Annotated in this window: 15 protein-coding genes and 2 rRNA genes; all 17 read left to right on the top strand. The window is 42.7% G+C overall.

The window, feature by feature from the left end; all coding sequences use genetic code 11:
• Positions 1–93: 93 nt before the first annotated feature.
• A 23S ribosomal RNA gene (locus tag BN6556_RS07235) occupies positions 94–3,012 on the top strand.
• Between the two features lie 114 nt (positions 3,013–3,126).
• Positions 3,127–3,241 (top strand): 5S ribosomal RNA (gene rrf, locus BN6556_RS07240).
• 215 nt (positions 3,242–3,456) lie between these two features.
• The gene (locus tag BN6556_RS07245) at positions 3,457–3,672 is read left to right on the top strand and encodes a GNAT family N-acetyltransferase (protein ID WP_262361295.1); all 216 of its coding nucleotides are present in this window, start codon (positions 3,457–3,459) and stop codon (positions 3,670–3,672) included.
• 394 nt (positions 3,673–4,066) lie between these two features.
• Positions 4,067–5,818, top strand: a complete 1,752-nt coding sequence (locus BN6556_RS07250; RefSeq protein WP_066189084.1) for a cache domain-containing sensor histidine kinase — start codon at positions 4,067–4,069, stop codon at positions 5,816–5,818.
• A gap of 5 nt (positions 5,819–5,823) precedes the next feature.
• Positions 5,824–7,302, top strand: coding sequence for a response regulator transcription factor (locus tag BN6556_RS22725; RefSeq protein WP_066189087.1), 1,479 nt, complete (start codon positions 5,824–5,826; stop codon positions 7,300–7,302).
• Between the two features lie 141 nt (positions 7,303–7,443).
• Positions 7,444–8,745, top strand: a complete 1,302-nt coding sequence (locus BN6556_RS07260) for an ABC transporter substrate-binding protein (protein ID WP_066189090.1) — start codon at positions 7,444–7,446, stop codon at positions 8,743–8,745.
• Between the two features lie 74 nt (positions 8,746–8,819).
• Complete coding sequence (locus tag BN6556_RS07265) at positions 8,820–9,716, top strand: carbohydrate ABC transporter permease (protein WP_066189093.1); 897 nt, start codon at positions 8,820–8,822, stop codon at positions 9,714–9,716.
• A gap of 3 nt (positions 9,717–9,719) precedes the next feature.
• On the top strand, positions 9,720–10,559 hold the full coding sequence (locus BN6556_RS07270) for a carbohydrate ABC transporter permease (RefSeq protein WP_066189097.1): 840 nt from the start codon (positions 9,720–9,722) through the stop codon (positions 10,557–10,559).
• A 27-nt stretch (positions 10,560–10,586) separates the two neighbouring features.
• Positions 10,587–11,210 (top strand): YesL family protein, encoded by a 624-nt coding sequence (locus tag BN6556_RS07275; protein WP_066189100.1) that lies wholly within the window; start codon positions 10,587–10,589, stop codon positions 11,208–11,210.
• Between the two features lie 311 nt (positions 11,211–11,521).
• On the top strand, positions 11,522–12,028 hold the full coding sequence (locus tag BN6556_RS07280; protein ID WP_066189103.1) for a PH domain-containing protein: 507 nt from the start codon (positions 11,522–11,524) through the stop codon (positions 12,026–12,028).
• Positions 12,025–13,497 carry a PH domain-containing protein gene (locus BN6556_RS07285; RefSeq protein WP_066189107.1) on the top strand — a complete coding sequence of 491 codons (1,473 nt, stop codon included), beginning with the start codon at positions 12,025–12,027 and terminating at the stop codon, positions 13,495–13,497. The genes BN6556_RS07280 and BN6556_RS07285 overlap by 4 nt, the downstream gene beginning before the upstream one ends.
• Positions 13,498–13,694: 197 nt before the next feature.
• Positions 13,695–14,867, top strand: coding sequence for a GNAT family N-acetyltransferase (locus BN6556_RS07290; RefSeq protein ID WP_066189109.1), 1,173 nt, complete (start codon positions 13,695–13,697; stop codon positions 14,865–14,867).
• 146 nt (positions 14,868–15,013) lie between these two features.
• Complete coding sequence (locus tag BN6556_RS07295; RefSeq protein WP_066189112.1) at positions 15,014–15,706, top strand: MgtC/SapB family protein; 693 nt, start codon at positions 15,014–15,016, stop codon at positions 15,704–15,706.
• Positions 15,707–15,864: 158 nt separating this feature from the next.
• Positions 15,865–16,329, top strand: coding sequence for a CtsR family transcriptional regulator (locus tag BN6556_RS07300; protein WP_066189114.1), 465 nt, complete (start codon positions 15,865–15,867; stop codon positions 16,327–16,329).
• Between the two features lie 12 nt (positions 16,330–16,341).
• The gene (locus BN6556_RS07305) at positions 16,342–16,878 is read left to right on the top strand and encodes a UvrB/UvrC motif-containing protein (protein WP_066189117.1); all 537 of its coding nucleotides are present in this window, start codon (positions 16,342–16,344) and stop codon (positions 16,876–16,878) included.
• Positions 16,875–17,951, top strand: a complete 1,077-nt coding sequence (locus tag BN6556_RS07310) for a protein arginine kinase (RefSeq protein WP_066189120.1) — start codon at positions 16,875–16,877, stop codon at positions 17,949–17,951. Before BN6556_RS07305 ends, BN6556_RS07310 begins: the two co-directional genes overlap by 4 nt.
• 1 nt (position 17,952) lies before the next feature.
• Complete coding sequence (gene clpC, locus BN6556_RS07315; RefSeq protein ID WP_066189124.1) at positions 17,953–20,400, top strand: ATP-dependent protease ATP-binding subunit ClpC; 2,448 nt, start codon at positions 17,953–17,955, stop codon at positions 20,398–20,400.
• Positions 20,401–20,750: the final 350 nt, after the last annotated feature.

The following is a 20,750-nucleotide window of genomic DNA, read 5'->3' on the forward strand; positions in this document are numbered from 1 at the left end:
CATGTACCTTGAAAACTAGATAAGAAGTATGACAAGACATCAAACAAAACAAACCAACGACTTTTTTACAGTAAGAAGCGGTGAAACATGTATCGTTAAGTGAAGAAGGGCGCACGGTGGATGCCTTGGCACTAGGAGCCGAAGAAGGACGGGACTAACACCGATATGTCTTGGGGAGCCGTACGTAGGCGTCGATCCAAGAATTTCCGAATGGGGGAACCCGCTACTTTTCATCGAGTAGCACGTTGAGCTGAATCCATAGGCTGAACGAGGCAGACCCGGGGAACTGAAACATCTCATTACCCGGAGGAAGAGAAAGCAAACGCGATTTCCTGAGTAGCGGCGAGCGAAACGGAATCAGCCCAAACCAAAAAGCTTGCTTTTTGGGGTTGTAGGACACTCCATTGGAGTTACCAAGAGAGACGTTAGACGAAGAGGCCTGGAAAGGCCCGCCAGAGGAGGTAACAGCCCTGTAGTCGACAACGTTTCTCCTCCGGAGTGGATCCTGAGTACGGCGGAACACGTGATATTCCGTCGGAATCCGGGAGGACCATCTCCCAAGGCTAAATACTCCCTAGTGACCGATAGTGAACCAGTACCGTGAGGGAAAGGTGAAAAGCACCCCGGGAGGGGAGTGAAAGAGAACCTGAAACCGTGTGCCTACAAGTAGTCGAAGCCCTTTCATGGGTGACGGCGTACCTTTTGTAGAATGGACCGGCGAGTTACGATCTCCTGCAAGGTTAAGTGGAAGACACGGAGCCGCAGCGAAAGCGAGTCTGAACAGGGCGACATAGTAGGGGGTCGCAGACCCGAAACCGTGTGATCTACCCATGTCCAGGGTGAAGGTCAGGTAACACTGACTGGAGGCCCGAACCCACGTATGTTGAAAAATGCGGGGATGAGGTGTGGGTAGGGGTGAAATGCCAATCGAACACGGAGATAGCTGGTTCTCTCCGAAATAGCTTTAGGGCTAGCCTCAAGGGATGTATGTTGGAGGTAGAGCACTGATGGAACTAGGGGCCCTCACCGGGTTACCGCATTCCGTCAAACTCCGAATGCCAATCATATTACCTTGGGAGTCAGACTATGGGTGAGAAGGTTCATAGTCGAAAGGGAAACAGCCCAGACCGCCAGCTAAGGTCCCCAAGTATACGTTAAGTGGAAAAGGATGTGGCGTTGCTTAGACAACCAGGATGTTGGCTTAGAAGCAGCCATCATTGAAAGAGTGCGTAATAGCTCACTGGTCGAGTGACGCTGCGCCGAAAATATACCGGGGCTAAACGTATCACCGAAGCTGCGGATTGATCGAACGATCAATGGTAGGAGAGCGTTCTAAGGGCGGCGAAGTCAGACCGTGAGGACTGGTGGAGCGCTTAGAAGTGAGAATGCCGGTATGAGTAGCGATAAAGAAGTGAGAATCTTCTTCACCGAATGCCTAAGGTTTCCTGAGGAAGGCTCGTCCGCTCAGGGTAAGTCGGGACCTAAGCCGAGGCCGAAAGGCGTAGGCGATGGATAACAGGTTGATATTCCTGTACCACCTAGCTCCATTATGAGTGAAGGGGGGACGCAGAAGGATAAGGAAAGCGCACGATTGGTTGAGTGCGTCGAAGCAGCAAGCGTGTCTGATAGGCAAATCCGTCAGACGGGAAGCGTGAGCTGTGATCGGGAGGGAAATCAAGTACCGAAGTTCCGGATTTCACGCTGCCAAGAAAAGCCTCTAGCCAGGAGACAAGGTGCCCGTACCGCAAACCGACACAGGTAGGCGAGGAGAGAATCCTCAGGTGATCGGGAGAACTCTCGTTAAGGAACTCGGCAAAATGACCCCGTAACTTCGGGAGAAGGGGTGCTTCTCGACCGAGAAGCCGCAGTGAAAAGGCCCAAGCGACTGTTTAGCAAAAACACAGGTCTCTGCGAAGCCGTAAGGCGAAGTATAGGGGCTGACACCTGCCCGGTGCTGGAAGGTTAAGGGGATGCGTTAGCATTAGCGAAGCGTTGAACTGAAGCCCCAGTAAACGGCGGCCGTAACTATAACGGTCCTAAGGTAGCGAAATTCCTTGTCGGGTAAGTTCCGACCCGCACGAAAGGTGCAACGACTTGGGCACTGTCTCAACGAGAGACCCGGTGAAATTATACCATGCGTGAAGATGCGCATTACCCGCGACAGGACGGAAAGACCCCGTGGAGCTTTACTGTAGCCTGATATGGAATGTTGGTACAGCTTGTACAGGATAGGTGGGAGCCGTAGAAACGTGAGCGCTAGCTTACGTGGAGGCGCCGGTGGGATACCACCCTGGCTGTATGGACCTTCTAACCCAGAACCGTGATCCGGTTCGGAGACAGTGTCAGGTGGGCAGTTTGACTGGGGCGGTCGCCTCCTAAAATGTAACGGAGGCGCCCAAAGGTTCCCTCAGAATGGTTGGAAATCATTCGCAGAGTGTAAAGGCAGAAGGGAGCTTGACTGCGAGACCTACAAGTCGAGCAGGGACGAAAGTCGGGCTTAGTGATCCGGCGGTACCGTATGGAAGGGCCGTCGCTCAACGGATAAAAGCTACCCCGGGGATAACAGGCTTATCTCCCCCAAGAGTCCACATCGACGGGGAGGTTTGGCACCTCGATGTCGGCTCATCGCATCCTGGGGCTGTAGTCGGTCCCAAGGGTTGGGCTGTTCGCCCATTAAAGCGGTACGCGAGCTGGGTTCAGAACGTCGTGAGACAGTTCGGTCCCTATCCGTCGTGGGCGTTGGAAGTTTGAGAGGAGCTGTCCTTAGTACGAGAGGACCGGGATGGACACACCGCTGGTGCACCAGTTGTTCCGCCAGGAGCATCGCTGGGTAGCTACGTGTGGCAGGGATAAGTGCTGAAAGCATCTAAGCATGAAGCCCCCCTCAAGATGAGACTTCCCATCTATTCGATAGAGTAAGATCCCTCCAAGACGAGGAGGTAGATAGGTTCGAGGTGGAAGCATGGTGACATGTGGAGCTGACGAATACTAATCGATCGAGGACTTATCTATACATGATGTTGGCTTGTCCGATGAATTCTTATCTAGTTTTGAAAGTATATAAAAAACACTTGCATTTCGTATAAGGCATGCGTTATAATATGTCTTGTCCTTATCAAAAGAAAGTCTGGTGACGATAGCGAAGAGGTCCCACCTGTTCCCATGCCGAACACAGTAGTTAAGCTCTTCAGCGCCCATGGTAGTTGGGGATTTCCCCTGCAAGAGTAGGACGTTGCCAGGCATTACATAAGAACCCTATTGGTCTCGTTAGACTAGTAGGGTTTTTTTGACGTAAGGCATTGAAAACATCTTTCTATAAAAGGAAAAGTTATTTTAGTTAAAAAATGATTGCTATATTAAAAGGAACAGCTTACTATCAGCCAATTAATAAACTAACATTTTATCGTAAATGTACATTGTAGTACATCATACGAAGTTAATTGATCCTAGTATGGAATTCGATCGCATGTTCAAAATATGGAATATGCAACAGAAGCAGTAATTGCCTTAATAGAATGGGCCTTTCAATCTAATCTGGTTAACAAGGTAATGGAAGAGTGTATGACCAATAACATGGCCTCCATAAGAGTATTAGAAAAGACACACATGATCCAAATGAGTGAGAAAGATGGTATGTTGTACTGGGAAGTAAATGACGCACCGCAGATATGATTTGGCGAAATTCAAGGTAGAGAGCTTGTCTATTTCGTCATATTTCCCACTATTCTTTATGACTCCCCATTACTAAAATTCATTAAATAACCCTTGAAAATATCAAATTAGACATATTTGGTAACTAAATAGCTCTTATGTAAGTTGCATATATTTTAGCCCTTAAGAGATAATCCATAAAACAGAGCTGAAATCTGATTAGTTGCTGATGAATAGGACTTTTGTTGGTGACTTGTATATATTCCATCCCCCCAAAACTTCATCTCCTTTAGGAGAAATACCATCCCATATATCTGTTATTACAAATTAATGATCCATTCTGTACAAGCATATATTATAATGGAAGACAGTAATAATGAAAACGTTGTCATTTGTTTTTATAGGAGGAAAATAGATGATTTACTATGTAACCCATTTCTTTCTGAATCTGCGGTTGAAGTATAAAATGGTTATCTTAACTACATTGGTTTTGCTGTCTTTTAGTGTAGGAGGGATATCCATATTGCAGTATGCGTTCCACCTATATAATAAAGAAATTTATCGTCAATCCGCTCAAGTGTTGCAAGTATCCACTAATTCAATGGAAGCAGAATTGAAGAAAATGGAGCGGTTATCCTATCAAATAGCAACGGATCGGTATATTCAATCTTATTTATTAGATATGAATCAAACAGCTTCTAACTATAACAAGTTTCTTTTTGGCAGCGAATTACGAAAGCGATTACTGCAAATAGGTGCATTAAACAAATATGTGAAATCGATTCAAGTGTATGATGCACAAAACAATGAATATGCCAGTGGGAATATGGTGGTTCGCCTGTCTAACAAAAGACTGAATACTTTTAAGAAGGCAACAGATCAGACTGCAGGTGGTGTAAGCTGGATTCCTCCTTCTCCAGAGGATGAAGTGGTGACAGCGGTAAGGGGGATTAGAGAATACTTAAATTTTTCATTTGAGGATTTAGGAATCATAGGAATCCGAGTAGATATTGAACAAATGATGGATGAGCTGACCAATAATTTGGAGGCACAGGAGGCCAATTTTTTAATCTTTGATAAGGATGAACATCCTATTTTCGCCAGTGAACAATCCTTGACGGGATTTGAACCCTCGCAATATATGGAGGGAAAACAGGGCTATCAAATGATTAGTTATCAAGGTGAGAAATATTTTTTTACTTACTCAGCAGCCGATCACCTGGACTGGACGTATGTGATTGTCACTCCATACAGCAATCTGTTTGCGGTAATTACAAAAGCAAGAACAGCAGTCTTCTTAACTTATTCACTTTTATTTATCCTAGTCGTATTTTTGGGCATTAAATTTACCAGTACGATTGTCAATCCGATTGAAAGTCTTAATAAGAAAATGAAGAGAGTAGAAACGGGTGACTTTAACTATACAGATGAGGGAATCGATTTTCCAGTGACGAAAGATGAAGCAGGTCAAATGCATGAAAATTTCACAAAGATGATGCAACAGATTAATGATCTAGTTATTGAAAATTACAAAAAACAATTACTGATTAAGGAATCAGAGTTTGAGACATTACAAGCGCAGGTGCACCCTCATTTTCTATATAACACGTTAGAATCGATCAACTGGTCAGCTCAAATGACCGGTCAAAAGAAAATAGCTCAAATGGCAGAGTCGTTAGGTTATGTTCTACGTGCCTCTATTAATAAAAAAGAAGCGCTCATACCTTTGCAGGAGGAGTTGAACATTGTTGATCATTATGTAACCATTCAACGCTTCCGTTTTGAAGAGAGATTACAGTTTTTCAAAGATGTGGAGGAAAAATATCTCACGCTGCTGGTGCCTAAATTTATCCTGCAGCCATTGATAGAAAATGCGATTAAATATGGTTTACAAGAGATAATAGGTGTTTGCACGATTTCTTTGTCCCTAAGAGAAGAAGGAGAAAAAATAATTATAACGGTGGCGGATAATGGACCGGGGATGGATCAAGACTATCTGCAGCAAATAGAGCAAGGAAGCTACCAGCCAACAGGGACAGGAATTGGTATTCGGAATATTAATGAACGGATTAAGATGCTGTTTGGAGAGGAATACGGTTTGCGAATCGATAGTAAAGAGAATCATGGTACGATCGTTTCTATCATATTACCAAAAAGGACGGAGTGAGATAAATGTATAGCGTATTATTAATCGACGATGAGCGCATGATCCTAGAGGGAATTGCTTCTATTGTAGATTGGCAGGCGCATGGCACGAGCTTAATTGGCAAGGCGGTGAATGGGGTGGAAGGTTATCAATTTATTCAGAAACATCAGCCGGATATCGTGATTTCCGATATTACGATGCCTGGACTGGATGGGATTGGTCTTTTGAAAAAAGTGCAAGCTGAATTTCCGCAAGTAAAATGGATTTTTTTATCAGGTTATCATGAATTTGAATATGCTAGACAAGCGATGCGTTATGGGGTGAAGCATTATTTGTTAAAGCCATGTAACGCACAACAAATTGGCGAGGCGTTACAAGAGGTGATCCACGAACTGAATACCTCAAAGAAAGATCAGCAGTTAGGATTACAAATGGAGTGGCACGAGCTTTCACAGCAATTGTTCAATGGATACCCAATTACCAAAAACTTGGCAGCAAAAACCAACAGACTACTAGAGTCCTTTTATCAGACTCGTGCATGTATCTTCTTGGCAGTGGTAGCAGAAGATAAGCTATCACATGAGACTTGTCTGGAAATGAGAAAGGGAATTACCAAAGAGAACATATTGGAGTCTTTTTTGGATGATAAGTGGGTACTGTTGTTGCCAAGTCACAGTTATATATCCAGCTTTTGGTCAACTGATGAGCAGCAGGTCTCGGCAATGGTCATTCCTATCGATAAATCCAGTGGAGTTGAGCAGCTGCCACCGACGGACGAATGGCTGGACCAGCTCTTTTATCATGATAAAGGAAGCATAGTAGAATATACCCGTTCTGTCCAGTTTCGAGAGGAAATGCCTTCCGATATGGGGCTAGATATGGAACAGATCCTGCGTTTGCTGAAAAAGGAGAATAGCGAAGATCTAATGATATATATGCAGGCGTTTATCAATCGGGCTAAGCAGTATCCTATTTCTCCTAATATAATGAAAGGATATGCCATTTCGTTTTATCTCCTGTTGATGAATAAGTACCCACATATCACTACTGAAGATCGAGTAGAAGCAATCAAGCAAATAGAAAGTTGTCGACATGGTTCGACGTTAGTGGATTTTTTCAAAGCATTATTTCAACGATTGATTGCTTATTCTCCCGTATGGCAAAGATATTCAAAAGTAGTACAGCGTATGTTGACCGCTATTGATGACGAGCTAAGTAACCCGGATTTGTCGTTACAAGGACTAGCGGCCAATCATTTGTTTATGCATGCCGATTATTTAGGCAAGACGTTTAAAGCAGAAGTAGGCCAAGGCTTTTCTTCTTACGTGACAAATGCTCGTATTAACAAAGCTGTCGACATTATTGAACGAGAAAGGGATATTAAAGTGTTTGAGTTAGCTGAAAAAATAGGCTTTGGTAATAACCCGCAATACTTTAGTCAATTATTCAAGCGGATAAAAGGGAGTACACCATCTGAAATGATCAAACAAGAGCATTCAAACTAGTCAACATGCGAGCAGGTCTTTCCGTCGTCGTAAGACCTCTTTTTTTTGAACATTTACCTCTGTTTTGTCTATTACGCTTTGGATGGAATAATTGTTATGATAAATTTGCAATCGCTTTCAAATATATAAAGGGGTGATGAAATGAAAAAATGGTTAGTCGCACTTATTGGAATGTTAATGATGATCTTAGTCGCTTGTGGTGGTGATGACGAGGAAACGACGCAGGAGACAGCAGGTGATGGGGAAACGGCTGCTGAAGAAGATGGCGACATTACCTTGCGCATGGCCTGGTGGGGTGATCAGGTTCGAAATGATTACACATTAGAAGTGATTGAGATGTATGAAGAGCAAAATCCACATGTCACCATTGAACCGGAATACGCTGGATGGGATGATTATTGGCAAAAGCTTGCGCCACAAGCCGCAGCCAATGAACTACCTGATATTTTGGCCATGGATTTGTCTTACTTGTCTCAATATGCGGAGAATAATCAATTAGCCGATATAAGCCCGTTTATTGGTGAAGAAATCGATGTTGAGCACATTGCTGAGGATATTATTAACGGTGGATCCGTAGAGGAAGGTATTTATGGGATGAATGTAGGTGTAAATGCCGTTGGTTTTCAATATAACGAGGAGTTATTGAATGAGGCTGGAATAGATGAGATACCAGAAGATTGGACATGGGAGGATTACCTCTCTTTATCTCAAACGGCGGCAGATAGTGATGTCTATTTTGATACAGGATTTCAAGCAGATGTTTTCTTTAATTATTATTTGCGTCAGCATGGCCAACGTTTATACGCCGAAGATGGTAGCGAATTGGGATATGACGACGATCAATTATTTATTGATTTCTTTACGATGATACAAGATCAAGTTGAAAAAGGGGCTAGCCCAACGCCGGATTATATGGCGCAGTTAGCAGGTCCTGAGGAAGATCCAACAGTAATGGGAGAGGGCATAGGTGTATTTCAATGGTCCAACCAGTTTGTTGGTTTGGAACAAATATCGGAGCATACCTTTACATTTGCACCAATGCCTGGTCCGAACACAGAGGATGGGCTGTTTTTAAAACCGAGTATGTTCTTCTCTGTTTCGGAGAATTCGCAAGCAAAAGAAGAAGTAGCCAAATTTATCAGCTTTTTTGTGAATGATATCGAAGCCAATAAATTGATCTTAGGTGAACGTGGAGTACCGGTATCTTCTGAGGTGCAAGAGGCCTTATCTGAGGAGGTTTCTGATTCTCAGGCAAAGGTCTTTGAATACGTAGCCTGGGTAGAGGAAAACAGTTCAGAGATGGGTGCCCCTGACCCAGCTGGTGCTAGTGAGATCATTTCGGCATTGGACAGCTTGGCGGAACAACTGGCCTATGGCGAAGTAACGCCAGAGGATGCCGCCGCTCACTTTAGGAGCCAAGCAGAAGGTATTCTCGGACATTGATGATAGGAAGAATAGCTGATCTGCTTTGGATCAGCTATCTCTTTTCTAATGAGTAGATGAGGAGGTTCCAGATCATGCAAACTCGATTAAAACAAAATCTTTGGGGATATCTTTTTATTGGTCCATTTATTATTGGTTTCCTGGCTTTTACGATTATTCCGATTCTAACGTCCCTCTATTTTTCCTTTACCACTTATAATTTATTTAATCCGCCGCAGTGGATAGGATTAGATAATTTCAAGCAAATGTTTACTGCGGATCCAAGATATTTGCATTCATTGAAGATCACGTTTATTTACGTTTTTGCGGGGGTGCCGCTAAGGCTGATTTTTGCTTTAATGGTGGCTATGCTGCTCAACACAGCTTCTCGGGCAGTAGGGTTATATCGCACCTTATATTATCTGCCTTCCTTAATAGGCGGGAGTGTAGCCGTTGCAATTATGTGGAGAAATATCTTTGGGGACGAGGGGATTGTTAATATTGCATTATTAACCATGGGAATAGATCCGGTTCGCTGGTTTGGTAATCCAACGGCAGCATTATGGATGCTCATTTTTCTTTCTGTTTGGCAGTTTGGTTCATCGATGTTGATTTTTCTTGCTGGCTTGAAATCCATACCACAGAGTTATTATGAGGCGGCCAGTGTGGATGGGGCTAGCTTTTTTCAAAAGTTTCGCAGCATCACGATTCCGATGTTAAGTCCTGTGATTTTATTTAATGCGATTATGCAGACGATTGCTGCATTTATGACGTTTGTACCGGCATTTATCATATCAAAGGGTACAGGTGGTCCGTTAGATGGTACGTTGCTTTATTCCCTTTATCTCTTTATGCAAGGATTCGAGTTCTTCCATATGGGCTACGCTTCGGCAATGGCATGGGTGATGTTGATTGTTATTGCGATTCTTACATCCTTGATTTTCTTTTCATCGAAATACTGGGTCCATTATGAATCAGAAGGGGGTAGATAGCGGATGAAGCCAAAACATGTAAAGAAATGGATCTATCATATCGTAGTGGGCGGATTTGCTGTATTGCTTCTCTACCCTGTTGTCTGGTTAGTGATGAGTTCCTTTAAACAGAGTGACCAAATCTTTGTAACGGCCGAGTCTTTAATCCCTAGCCCTTTTGTATTGCATAACTACGCCCAAGGGTGGGAAGGTTTTGGTGATTACGGTTTTGGTACCTTTATTTCGAATACGGCGGTGTTCGTTGTACTTGTTTTAATCGGGCATTTGCTGTCCTGTTCGTTTATTGCCTTTGGCTTTGCCAGGTTGCGATTTGCTGGGCGCAGCTTCTGGTTTGCCATTATGATCTTAACCTTGATGCTGCCATATGAAGTAATTATGATACCGCAGTATATTATTTTTGCTCAGTTAGACTGGCTGAATTCCTTAAAGCCGTTAGTCGTACCTGCTTATTTTGGTCATCCGTTTTTTATCTTTCTCTTGATTCAGTTTATCCGCACTATCCCAAGGGAGCTGGATGAGGCCGCTACGATGGACGGTTGTAATACCTTTTCGATTTATTATCGTATTATTCTGCCGTTAATTGTGCCAGCTTTAGCAACTACGGCGATTTTCACCTTCTATTGGACGTGGGATAACCTGTTAGGCCCTGTATTGTATTTAAACAGTCCCGGTAAGTATACGGTGTCGATGGCGCTTAATATGTTTCTAAGTAATGAAACAGTCTCGAATTGGGGAGCGATGTTTGCGATGTCGGTCGTTTCTTTGGTCCCTGTCTTTATTATCTTCTTTATCTTCCAGCGTTATGTGGTAGAGGGGATTAGTACGAGTGGGTTAAAAGGGTAAATTATTGAAGGATGGAGGAGAGGCCAGATGAGAGCTGTTCATACAGCGTTAGAATGGATCATGAAAGTTGCTTATTTGAATATATTGTGGCTTGCTTTCAGCCTCCTTGGTTTCGTGGTGATGGGCTTATTTCCAGCAACGGCAGCAACCTTTGCCGTTGTAAGGAAATGGTTTACAGGAGGGGTGGATCAGCCCATTTTTAAAACTTTTTGGCTTGCCTATAAACAATCATTGCTGCAAGCCAATATACTAGGTTATATCATGGTAACTCTTTATTATATTTTATATTTAGACTTTGTGTTTCTTACGTTGATAGATAATGAGCCTATGTTGCTATTAACGATTCCTTTTTTTCTGATACTAGTGGTGACGGGTTTAACGAGTTTGTATATTTTTCCGATGTATGTTCATTTTGATATGAAGACAATAGAGGTGTTGAAAGCTAGTTTTTTTATGATGTTGCTTCACCCTTTTCAAACGATGACAATGGCTTTGGGGGTATTTGCATTATGGTTTGGACTTTGGCATTTTCAGTGGCTTTTCTTGTTTTTTAGTATGAGTGTGCTGGCGATTATCCTAGTCATGCCGGCCTTGAAGGCGAGTAACAAAATAGCAGAAAGGTATCAACAGAAGCTTCTATTAGAAAAGTGATGTCTGCATGTTATACGATAAGATGATCAGGGAAAAGTCAATTGTGGCTTTTCCTTTATTGCTATGATAAAGTATGACATTCTTGGCGTTATAGGATGTGGAACGATCTGACTTTGAACGAAGCGAAGTACCGATAAGTGGGATGATGTAAAGTTGTTTGTACTAGGAAGCGCTACGGAAATAGGTTCCGCTTAGTAGTACTACAATCGAATGAACTGCTAGCATGAAGAGTCCATAGCACGATCATCCTGCAAATAAACAAGCCACATTCGTATCCTATCCTAATAGAGAACTTTTTCAGGAGGAATTTCATGTATCCCGAAATACATACACCAATTAAACAAATCTCGGAGAAAGCAATTCACGTCAATCGCTTATCCAGCCTTATTGAACAGGCCATTTCGACTTCGATCCTTATCGTTTTACTATGCTTAGATTATTCCTTTTCATGGTATAGCTGGATTGGATATGTCCTTTGGGGATTGCTTATTATTGATATATTTTCCGGTATTTGGAGTATTGTGTTCCGACCAATTCTGCTACAAAAGTACTGGCGTTATGAAATAGATCAGGATTATGTTCATCTGCGTCAGGGCAAATTTAAGCAGAGAAATCAAGTGATCCCAATGGCCAAGATTCAATATGTCGGTTTAGAGCAAGGTCCGATCCTGAGGAAATATGATTTATATACGGTTTCGATTGGGACGATGGGTTCTTCTCATCGTATCCCGACCATACCGAAAGAAGAAGCAACACATATCCGCGATCAGATTGCGTATTTAGCAAATATTGCGGATGAGAAAGGCGAACTAGAATGAAAGAAACAAAACGCATGCATCCATTGATGATTCCCGTCTCGCTTATTCGTACGGTGAAGGAACTGTTTTTCCTTATTTTGGTTCTATTTGTTTTTAATTGGTCTTCGGAGGCGTTGTGGGTAACGATTGGGCGATATCTTCTATTTGGATATGTCCTATTTTCCATAGTTCGTTACACGTTGAAGTGGTGGCGGACCTATTATCACTTAACCCATTCAGCAATAGAAATTCGTGAGGGCGCAATGGTATTAAAACGACGTCATATTCCTTTTGACCGAATTCAGAACGTTCAAATTCAGACTCCCGCTTATTTACGCTTGTTTGGTGTGACATCGCTGAAAATAGAGACGGCCTCTGGGGATGAGGAGGCCTCGTTTGCTTTTCTTGCTATTACGAGAACCGAAGCGGAAAAGATCGAACAAGCCCTCGATCAATACAAGCGGGATACACATGGTGAAACAGACGTATCGGAAACGGAAACGAGCGAAGCAACAGTTAGCGGTCTTACATCGGATCATTCTCATGAAACCAAAACGATTCACTTCACGCCGACCAAGAAAGAGCTGGGAAAGGCCTTCCTTCTTTCAGCAAGCTATCTTATCTTGTTTCCGATTATTTTTTCGTTCGTGCAACAATTAGATGGCGTGCTGGATATCATGCGTTATTTGGAAGAAGCCTACACGTTCATCTCTGATTCCTGGTTGCTTTTGACGCTGGCCATTCTAGTCGTTGTGCTGATATCTGTATTATTTGGGGTGGTAACTACCTATTTAAAATATGGCAGATACGAAATTTCTTCGGATGCAGAACGAATTTATATCACACAAGGCATTTTGACAGAAAAGCATTTCTCGATTCGTAAAAAGAACGTTCAAGCGATTCAGATGGAGCAGTCCATATTGAAGCGCTGGTTAGGTATTACGGGGATAACATTAATCAATGCCGGCGGAGATGCAGGTGATTCCATCAATTCTCTGTACCCTTTTCTGCCAACGAAACGAGCCATTTCCTTAGTATCTGAAATGCTTCCTAATTTTACTATTACAGAAGATGTGGGTGCCTTGCCGCGGAAATCATTAGTTGCCCGTTTTTGCCGTTTTCCTTGGTTTTGGTTGATCGTTACGGCAGTTATTTTCTTCTTTTTCAAAAGTTTTTGGTGGATTTCGCTCGTCTTGCTTGTGCTAACCTTGCTGCAGCGGTATATCAATTATCGTTATTCCGGGTTTGTCATTCATGATGAATTTATCCAGTTACAAGAAGGCGGTTGGGTGACGTCTACACTGGTGACACGAAGGCAGAAGGTAATTGAATTGTCGGTTGAACAATCGCTGATGAAGCAGCGATTTGGGCTAGCAAGCCTTGCTACCATCAATCGCAGTAAACCTATCTTCACACAGAAATTACGTGATATTCCACAAGAAATGGCAGCAGGAGCTTATCAATGGTATGTAGGAAATGGAAAGCAATAAAAGGAACGGTTAAACAAATACAGAAGCTTGGTCGAAAATCACTATACGATAAAAAGAGAAACCATGCGATAACCAAGCTTCTGATGGTTTATCGCTGCACAAGCTATTTTCTTTAACGACAAAAGTGAAAATGGTTTCATAAGTATAGGAATCTGATGTATAGTAGAAGAAAGTGACAGGGAGAGAGGAGCAAAGAAATGTCTGGAATTAAACGGCTAACCAAGGCAGATTATCGGGAAATCTTGGCATTGAATCAGTATGCCTTCCAATATACTAGAACGGAAGAGGAAAACGAACAATACGGTGATAAAATAAAATCACATACGATTTTTGGTTGGATGGAAGGCGATGAATTGGCTGCTAAGGTACATATTATTCCTTTTCAAGTGTATCTAGGCGATTCAGTGTTAGATATGGGTGGTATCGCGGCGGTTGCTTCCTGGCCAGAGCAGCGCCGAGGAGGCAAGGTGAAGCAACTATTGCAAAAGGCGTTATATACGATGAGAGAAGAAGGGAAAACGCTATCCTATTTACACCCTTTTTCTGTGCCTTTTTACCGCAAATATGGTTGGGAATTAGCCTTTGATCAATTAGAATGTACCATCCCGATTCAGCATTTTCTGAAGGATTGGAATGGCAAGGGAAAGATGATCAGACGCAAGAAAAGCAAGCAGACTGTTTCCTTGCTGCAGCAAATATATAAAGATTACGCCCAGCACTTTACAGGTATGTTAGATAGAACCTCCGATTGGTGGGATCATAAGCTGGATGAACGAGACCAGATCATCTTGGCACAGCAACAAGGCAGTTCAGAAGGTTATCTCGTGTATCAAGTAGCGGATCATACGTTCACGATTAAAGATGCTGCCTTTTCTACCTTGAATGGCAGGAAACAAATCCTTCAGTTTATTAGAAACCATGATTCGATGGTGGAAACAGTGAAATGGACGCTTCCGGCTGATGATCCCTTATCATTACTAGTAGAAGAACCAAGTTTTGAACAGAAGCTAGCACCCTATTTCATGGCACGAATCGTTGATGTAAAGGGGTTTTTGGAGCAATATCCATACTCTTCGACAGTTTCAAGTAATCAATCCTTTATCATAGAAGTTGAGGATGATTTTTTAGTAGAAAACACAGGCAGCTATCAGATCACACATAAACAGTCGCAACTTGTGATTCATCCTGAGAAAGATCCATCACTTCCTCGTGTGAAAATGAATATTCAACAGTTAACGCAAATCTTTTTGGGCTATAAACGACCTCAAGAATTGGCGGCGGTTCTTCTAGTGGAAGGGGATCCAGCGGCAGTCGAACTGCTGGAAGAGATGATTCCGCACCGTCAAACGTATCTACCTGATTTCTTTTAATGGTTGCCCAACAACTTGGCTGATCGCATGTCTGTGTATGTAACCGCATATGCTCCGTGGCATTGCCTTGAACTTCAAGACACGGGGTGATGCGGTTTTATCCGAATTTTTTGCACCCGCACTTTAGTCAAAGGAGTCGTTTTTTCATGTGGGAAATGATTTTTGATGATGAATTTCTAAACTCTATCGTAAAGCTGATCACTGCCCTTATATTATCAGGGCTAATTGGCTTTGAAAGAGAAATAAATAAACATTCAGCTGGGTTTCGTACGCATATACTGGTAGGGGTAAGTTCTTGCTTAATGATGCTATTATCGATCAACGGTTTTCAAGAATTTATGGATAGTTATGATAATGTACGGTTCGATCCAGCCCGTATTCCTTCGTATGTCATCAGTGGGATTGGTTTTTTAGGTGCAGGCACGATTATTGTGAATAGCGGCACGATCAGGGGGCTTACTACAGCTGCCTCGATCTGGGCGGTAGCGGGTCTTGGCCTGATTGTTGGAAATGGTATGTATCGGGAAGCATTTGTCACAACGATCATTATTCTATTAAGCTTAGTGCTACTCAATAAATGGGAACGAAGAATACACCGCAAGAATCATCATGTGATGTTTGAAGTAAGGTTGTCCAAGCAAAAGGAGGCAGCGCTATTTCTGGAAAATGTGCGGGAGTTTACAGTGGATATACGGGAGTTCGATATCGTAAAAGAAGAAGAATATACCAAGGTGAAAATGTATATTAATGCCATTGACGAAAAAAAACGGACGAATTTATACGAGTGGTTATTAAATCAAGAGGATGTGCATCGAATAAAACTTCGCTTTCGGTCTTAATGCACGTTTGCCTCCACTGGATAGCGGTAATACTAGAAACAAGCACGTATCACCGTTTAAGACGTTAAGAAAAAGATTAAATAGTTTTCAACAGCAGCAACATACAGTATAATATAAGTATAGTCAAATATAGTCAAGGTCAGAATGGAGGAGGGAAAATGCGTAATATTTCAGATATTATCGAACAATATTTGAAAGAAATTATGTATGATAACCATCATCAGATTATTGAGATTAAACGTAGTGAGATTGCCGATCGATTTGAATGTGTCCCCTCTCAGATAAACTATGTGATCAATACAAGGTTTACCTTAGAAAAAGGTTATTTGGTGGAAAGCAAGCGTGGTGGCGGCGGTTATATCCGAATTAGTCGCATTACCAATGAAGATAAGGCAAAACTGATTGATGAGATTATTGAAATGATTTATCCTAAGATATCACAGCAGAAGGCAATCAATATTTTAGAAAGAATAATGGAAGAGGAGTTGATTACGGAGCGCGAAGCAAAGCTGATGGTGAGCGCTATTGACCGTAATACTCTGCCATTTCAATTACCATTACGGGATGAAATTCGTTCCAGAATCCTGGCGGCGATGCTTCATTCGTTAAAATATCAGTTCTAGGAGGTGTCTAACGTGGAATGTCAAGAATGCCAGCAAAACCCGGCCACTGTCCACTTTACCCAAGTGATCAATGGAGAGAAGTTAGAGGTCCATTTGTGTGCGCAGTGTGCGAAAGAGAAGGGTTATGTTCCTCAAGAAGAGGATCCGTATTCCTTGCATCAGCTCTTGTCGGGATTATTTCATCAAAAGACCGATGCGCTATCGCATTCTTCAAAGCATACGCACCCACATGAGGAATTGGTGTGTAACAAATGTGGTATGACCTATCAGCAGTTTTCCAGAATAGGAAAATTTGGCTGTGCAGCCTGTTACGATACCTTTTCAGATCATTTGGATTCCTTGTTTCGAAAAGTACATGGCGGTAATACCTTACATGAAGGGAAAGTTCCGAAACGTACAGGATATAATATTCAACACCGTAAACAAATTCGTGATTTGAAACAGTCCCTGCAGCAGGCCATTACCGAGGAAGCGTTTGAGGAGGCCGCTGATTTACGAGATCAAATCAAGACACTGGAAAGGCAAGTAGAGGAGGATGGTAGTCAATGAGCCTGGAACATTTTATGAAGGAAGCCATTAGCCCTTGGTTGAAAGAAGATGGTCCAGATAGCGATATCGTAATGAGCAGTCGTATTCGGCTCGCGCGTAATTTCTCTGCTTATCCTTTTCCGTTAATTGCTGAGGGAGAACAATTGGATGAAGTGCTTGAGAAAATGGAACAATCGTTTAGCCAGCGCTCCTACTTGGATTATAAAGATTTGGCCTTTGTCAAAATGACCGACCTAAAGCCGATTGAAAAACAAGGGTTAGTGGAGAAACATTTAATCAGCCCTTATCTGGCTAACAAATCTGGTCATGGTGCCGCCCTTATTTCGGAGAATGAACAGGTATCCATTATGATTAATGAAGAAGATCATTTACGCGCGCAGCTCTATTTTCCAGGTTTCCAATTGGAACAGGCTTTAGAACAGGCCTTTCAGCTGGATGATTGGCTGGAGGAAGAGATTGATTATGCCTTTGATGAACATAGAGGTTACTTAACCAGCTGCCCTACCAATGTAGGAACAGGATTAAGGGCATCTGTCATGATGCATTTACCGGCACTGGCCATCACGCGTAAAATCAATCAAATGGTCCCAGCCATCAATCAACTAGGCTTAGTTGTGCGTGGAATTTATGGGGAAGGCAGCGAGGCTCAAGGTAACATCTTTCAAATCTCTAATCAGGTGACACTGGGCCGCGCAGAAAAGGATATCATGGAAGATCTAAAGGGAGTGGTGGAGCAGCTGATTGAGCATGAACGACATGCTCGAGCCATGTTAGTGGAACGATCTCAATTAGAATTAGAAGATCGCCTATTTCGTTCCCTTGGGGCGCTGCAGTATAGTAGGATTATTGAATCAAAAGAGACGGCGACTTGTCTATCAGATGTCCGTTTAGCCATTGATCTGGGCTTTATTAATCATATATCCAAGTCGATTCTGAATGAACTGGTTGTTTTAACACAACCGGCCTTTCTCCAGCAGTATGCCCAGAGAAGGTTAACCCCGGAAGAACGTGATATATTTCGAGCTTCTCTCATTCGAGAACGATTTAATATGGAACAGAAGGAGGAATTGTAAGATGATGTTTGATCGCTTTACAGAACGTGCACAGAAGGTATTAGCACTATCGCAAGAAGAGGCAGTACGTTTAGGGCATAATAATATAGGTACAGAACATATTCTATTAGGCTTGGTAAGTGAAGGAGAAGGCATTGCTGCTAAGGCTCTCCAGGCTATTGGCTTAGGAGCAGATAAAATTCGCAATGAAGTCGAGTCGCTAATTGGTAAAGGCAACCAAGTATCTCAAACGATACATTATACTCCGCGCGCCAAAAAAGTTATTGAGCTTTCCATGGATGAGGCTCGTAAGCTAGGTCATTCTTATGTGGGTACAGAACATATCCTGTTAGGACTGATTCGTGAAGGAGAAGGTGTAGCGGCTCGAGTTCTGAATAATTTAGGTGTCAGCTTAAACAAAGCTCGGCAGCAGGTGTTGCAGCTGTTAGGTAGTACGGAGACAAACTCGCAAAATAGTCGCAGTACACAAAACAACAATGCTACCACTCCAACTCTCGATTCCCTTGCACGTGACTTAACGGCGATTGCAAAGGAAGGGAATATCGACCCGGTTATTGGGCGAAGCAAAGAGATTGAACGAGTCATTCAAGTGTTAAGCCGGAGAACCAAGAATAATCCCGTTCTTATCGGGGAGCCAGGGGTTGGTAAGACAGCTGTAGCGGAAGGATTAGCACAACAAATCGTTTATAACGAGGTGCCAGAGACGTTACGTGATAAGCGTGTGATGACTTTGGATATGGGAACTGTGGTGGCAGGTACCAAATACCGTGGTGAGTTTGAAGATCGTCTCAAGAAAGTGATGGAGGAAATCCGTCAAGCCAATAACGTGATTTTGTTTATTGATGAATTGCATACGTTAATTGGTGCGGGTGGTGCAGAAGGTGCGATTGACGCCTCGAATATCTTGAAGCCATCATTAGCTCGCGGGGAACTGCAATGTATTGGTGCGACGACGTTGGATGAATACCGAAAATATATTGAGAAAGATGCCGCATTAGAGCGTCGTTTCCAGCCTATTCAAGTTGATGAGCCGACGGTTGAGGAGTCTGTGTTAATCTTGAAGGGACTGCGAGATCGATACGAAGCGCATCACCGTGTTACGATTACCGATGATGCCATTGATGCAGCGGCAAGATTTTCTGATCGTTATATTACCGACCGTTTCCTTCCGGATAAGGCGATTGATTTGATTGATGAGGCAGCCTCGAAGGTTCGACTTCGTTCCTATACGACACCACCAAATCTAAAAGGTTTAGAACAGCAGCTGGAAGAGGTGCGTAAAGAAAAAGATGCCGCTGTACAAAGTCAAGAATTCGAAAAAGCTGCTTCATTAAGGGATAATGAACAGAAACTGAAAAAAGAATTAGAGCAGACAGAAACCAAATGGAAAGAAAAGCAAGGCCGAGAGAACTCAGAAGTGACCATAGAAGATATAGCAAGTGTAGTATCGATTTGGACGGGAGTTCCTGTTTCTGCTCTTACCAAAGATGAGAGTGAGCGGTTGTTAAACATGGAAGAGATTCTCCATGATCGTTTGATCGGGCAAGAGGAAGCCGTCAAAGCGGTGTCCAAGGCTATTCGTCGGGCTCGAGCTGGCTTAAAAGATCCAAAACGTCCAATTGGCTCCTTTATCTTCTTAGGCCCAACTGGTGTGGGTAAAACGGAATTGGCTCGTGCCTTGGCGGAGTCTATGTTTGGTGATGAAGATTCGATGATTCGAATTGACATGTCAGAATACATGGAGAAACATGCCACTTCTCGATTAGTTGGTTCCCCTCCGGGTTATGTTGGTTATGAAGAGGGTGGACAATTAACGGAGAAGGTTCGTAGAAAGCCTTATTCGGTTGTGTTATTGGATGAAGTAGAGAAGGCCCATCCAGAGGTATTCAATATTTTGCTGCAGGTGCTAGAGGATGGACGCTTAACTGACTCCAAGGGACGCACGGTAGACTTTCGCAATACCGTTTTGATTATGACATCTAATGTCGGAGCCAATGAATTGAAACAGAATAAATATGTTGGCTTTAACCTAGGGGAAGCGGAGCAGAGTTACAAAGATATGCGTTCCAAGGTGACAGCGGAATTGAAAAAGGCATTCCGACCTGAGTTTTTGAATCGTATTGATGAAACCATTGTCTTCCATTCTCTAGAGCGTAAACATATGAAGTATATTGTAGAGTTGATGGTGAAAGAACTACAGAAACGCTTAGTGGACCAAGAGATTGATTTTGAGTTAACCGATCAGGCACTTGAAAAAATTGCAAATGAAGGTTTCGACCCAGAATATGGCGCAAGACCATTACGTCGCTCGATTCAGAAGAACGTGGAAGACTTACTGTCTGAGGAGCTGTTAAAGGAAAATATTCAAAAGGGTCAGAAGGTATGGATTGATGTCAATGACGCAGATGAATTCAAGGTAATGAAAACCGCAGATACAGTAACAGAATAGCAGTAAAAAAATCGGAGGGAGACACATCCTTCCGATTTTTTAACCAGCACAGATGGTATCATTCAAGCAGACAACAGACACGCATATCTCTATAATCACAACACCGATAAGATGAATTATGTCAACTAGTCTCGCTGTTATTTTGAGAGTTTATGTGTGCTTAATTGCGCTTCGGCCCCATGGAAAGCGCAGCATATTCCCGCATCGGCTTGCCTAGCACAAAGAAAACAGTCAAACTAACTGCATAAAAAATAAGCTACTTAACATAATTCACCTTATCGGTAATGATGAAAAAATGTTTTGATCATATTTCATAGAAACGTTGCTGTCTTCACAAAACATAATGTGTA

Source organism: Gracilibacillus timonensis, assembly GCF_900086715.1.
GTDB classification, from domain to species: domain Bacteria; phylum Bacillota; class Bacilli; order Bacillales; family Amphibacillaceae; genus Gracilibacillus; species Gracilibacillus timonensis.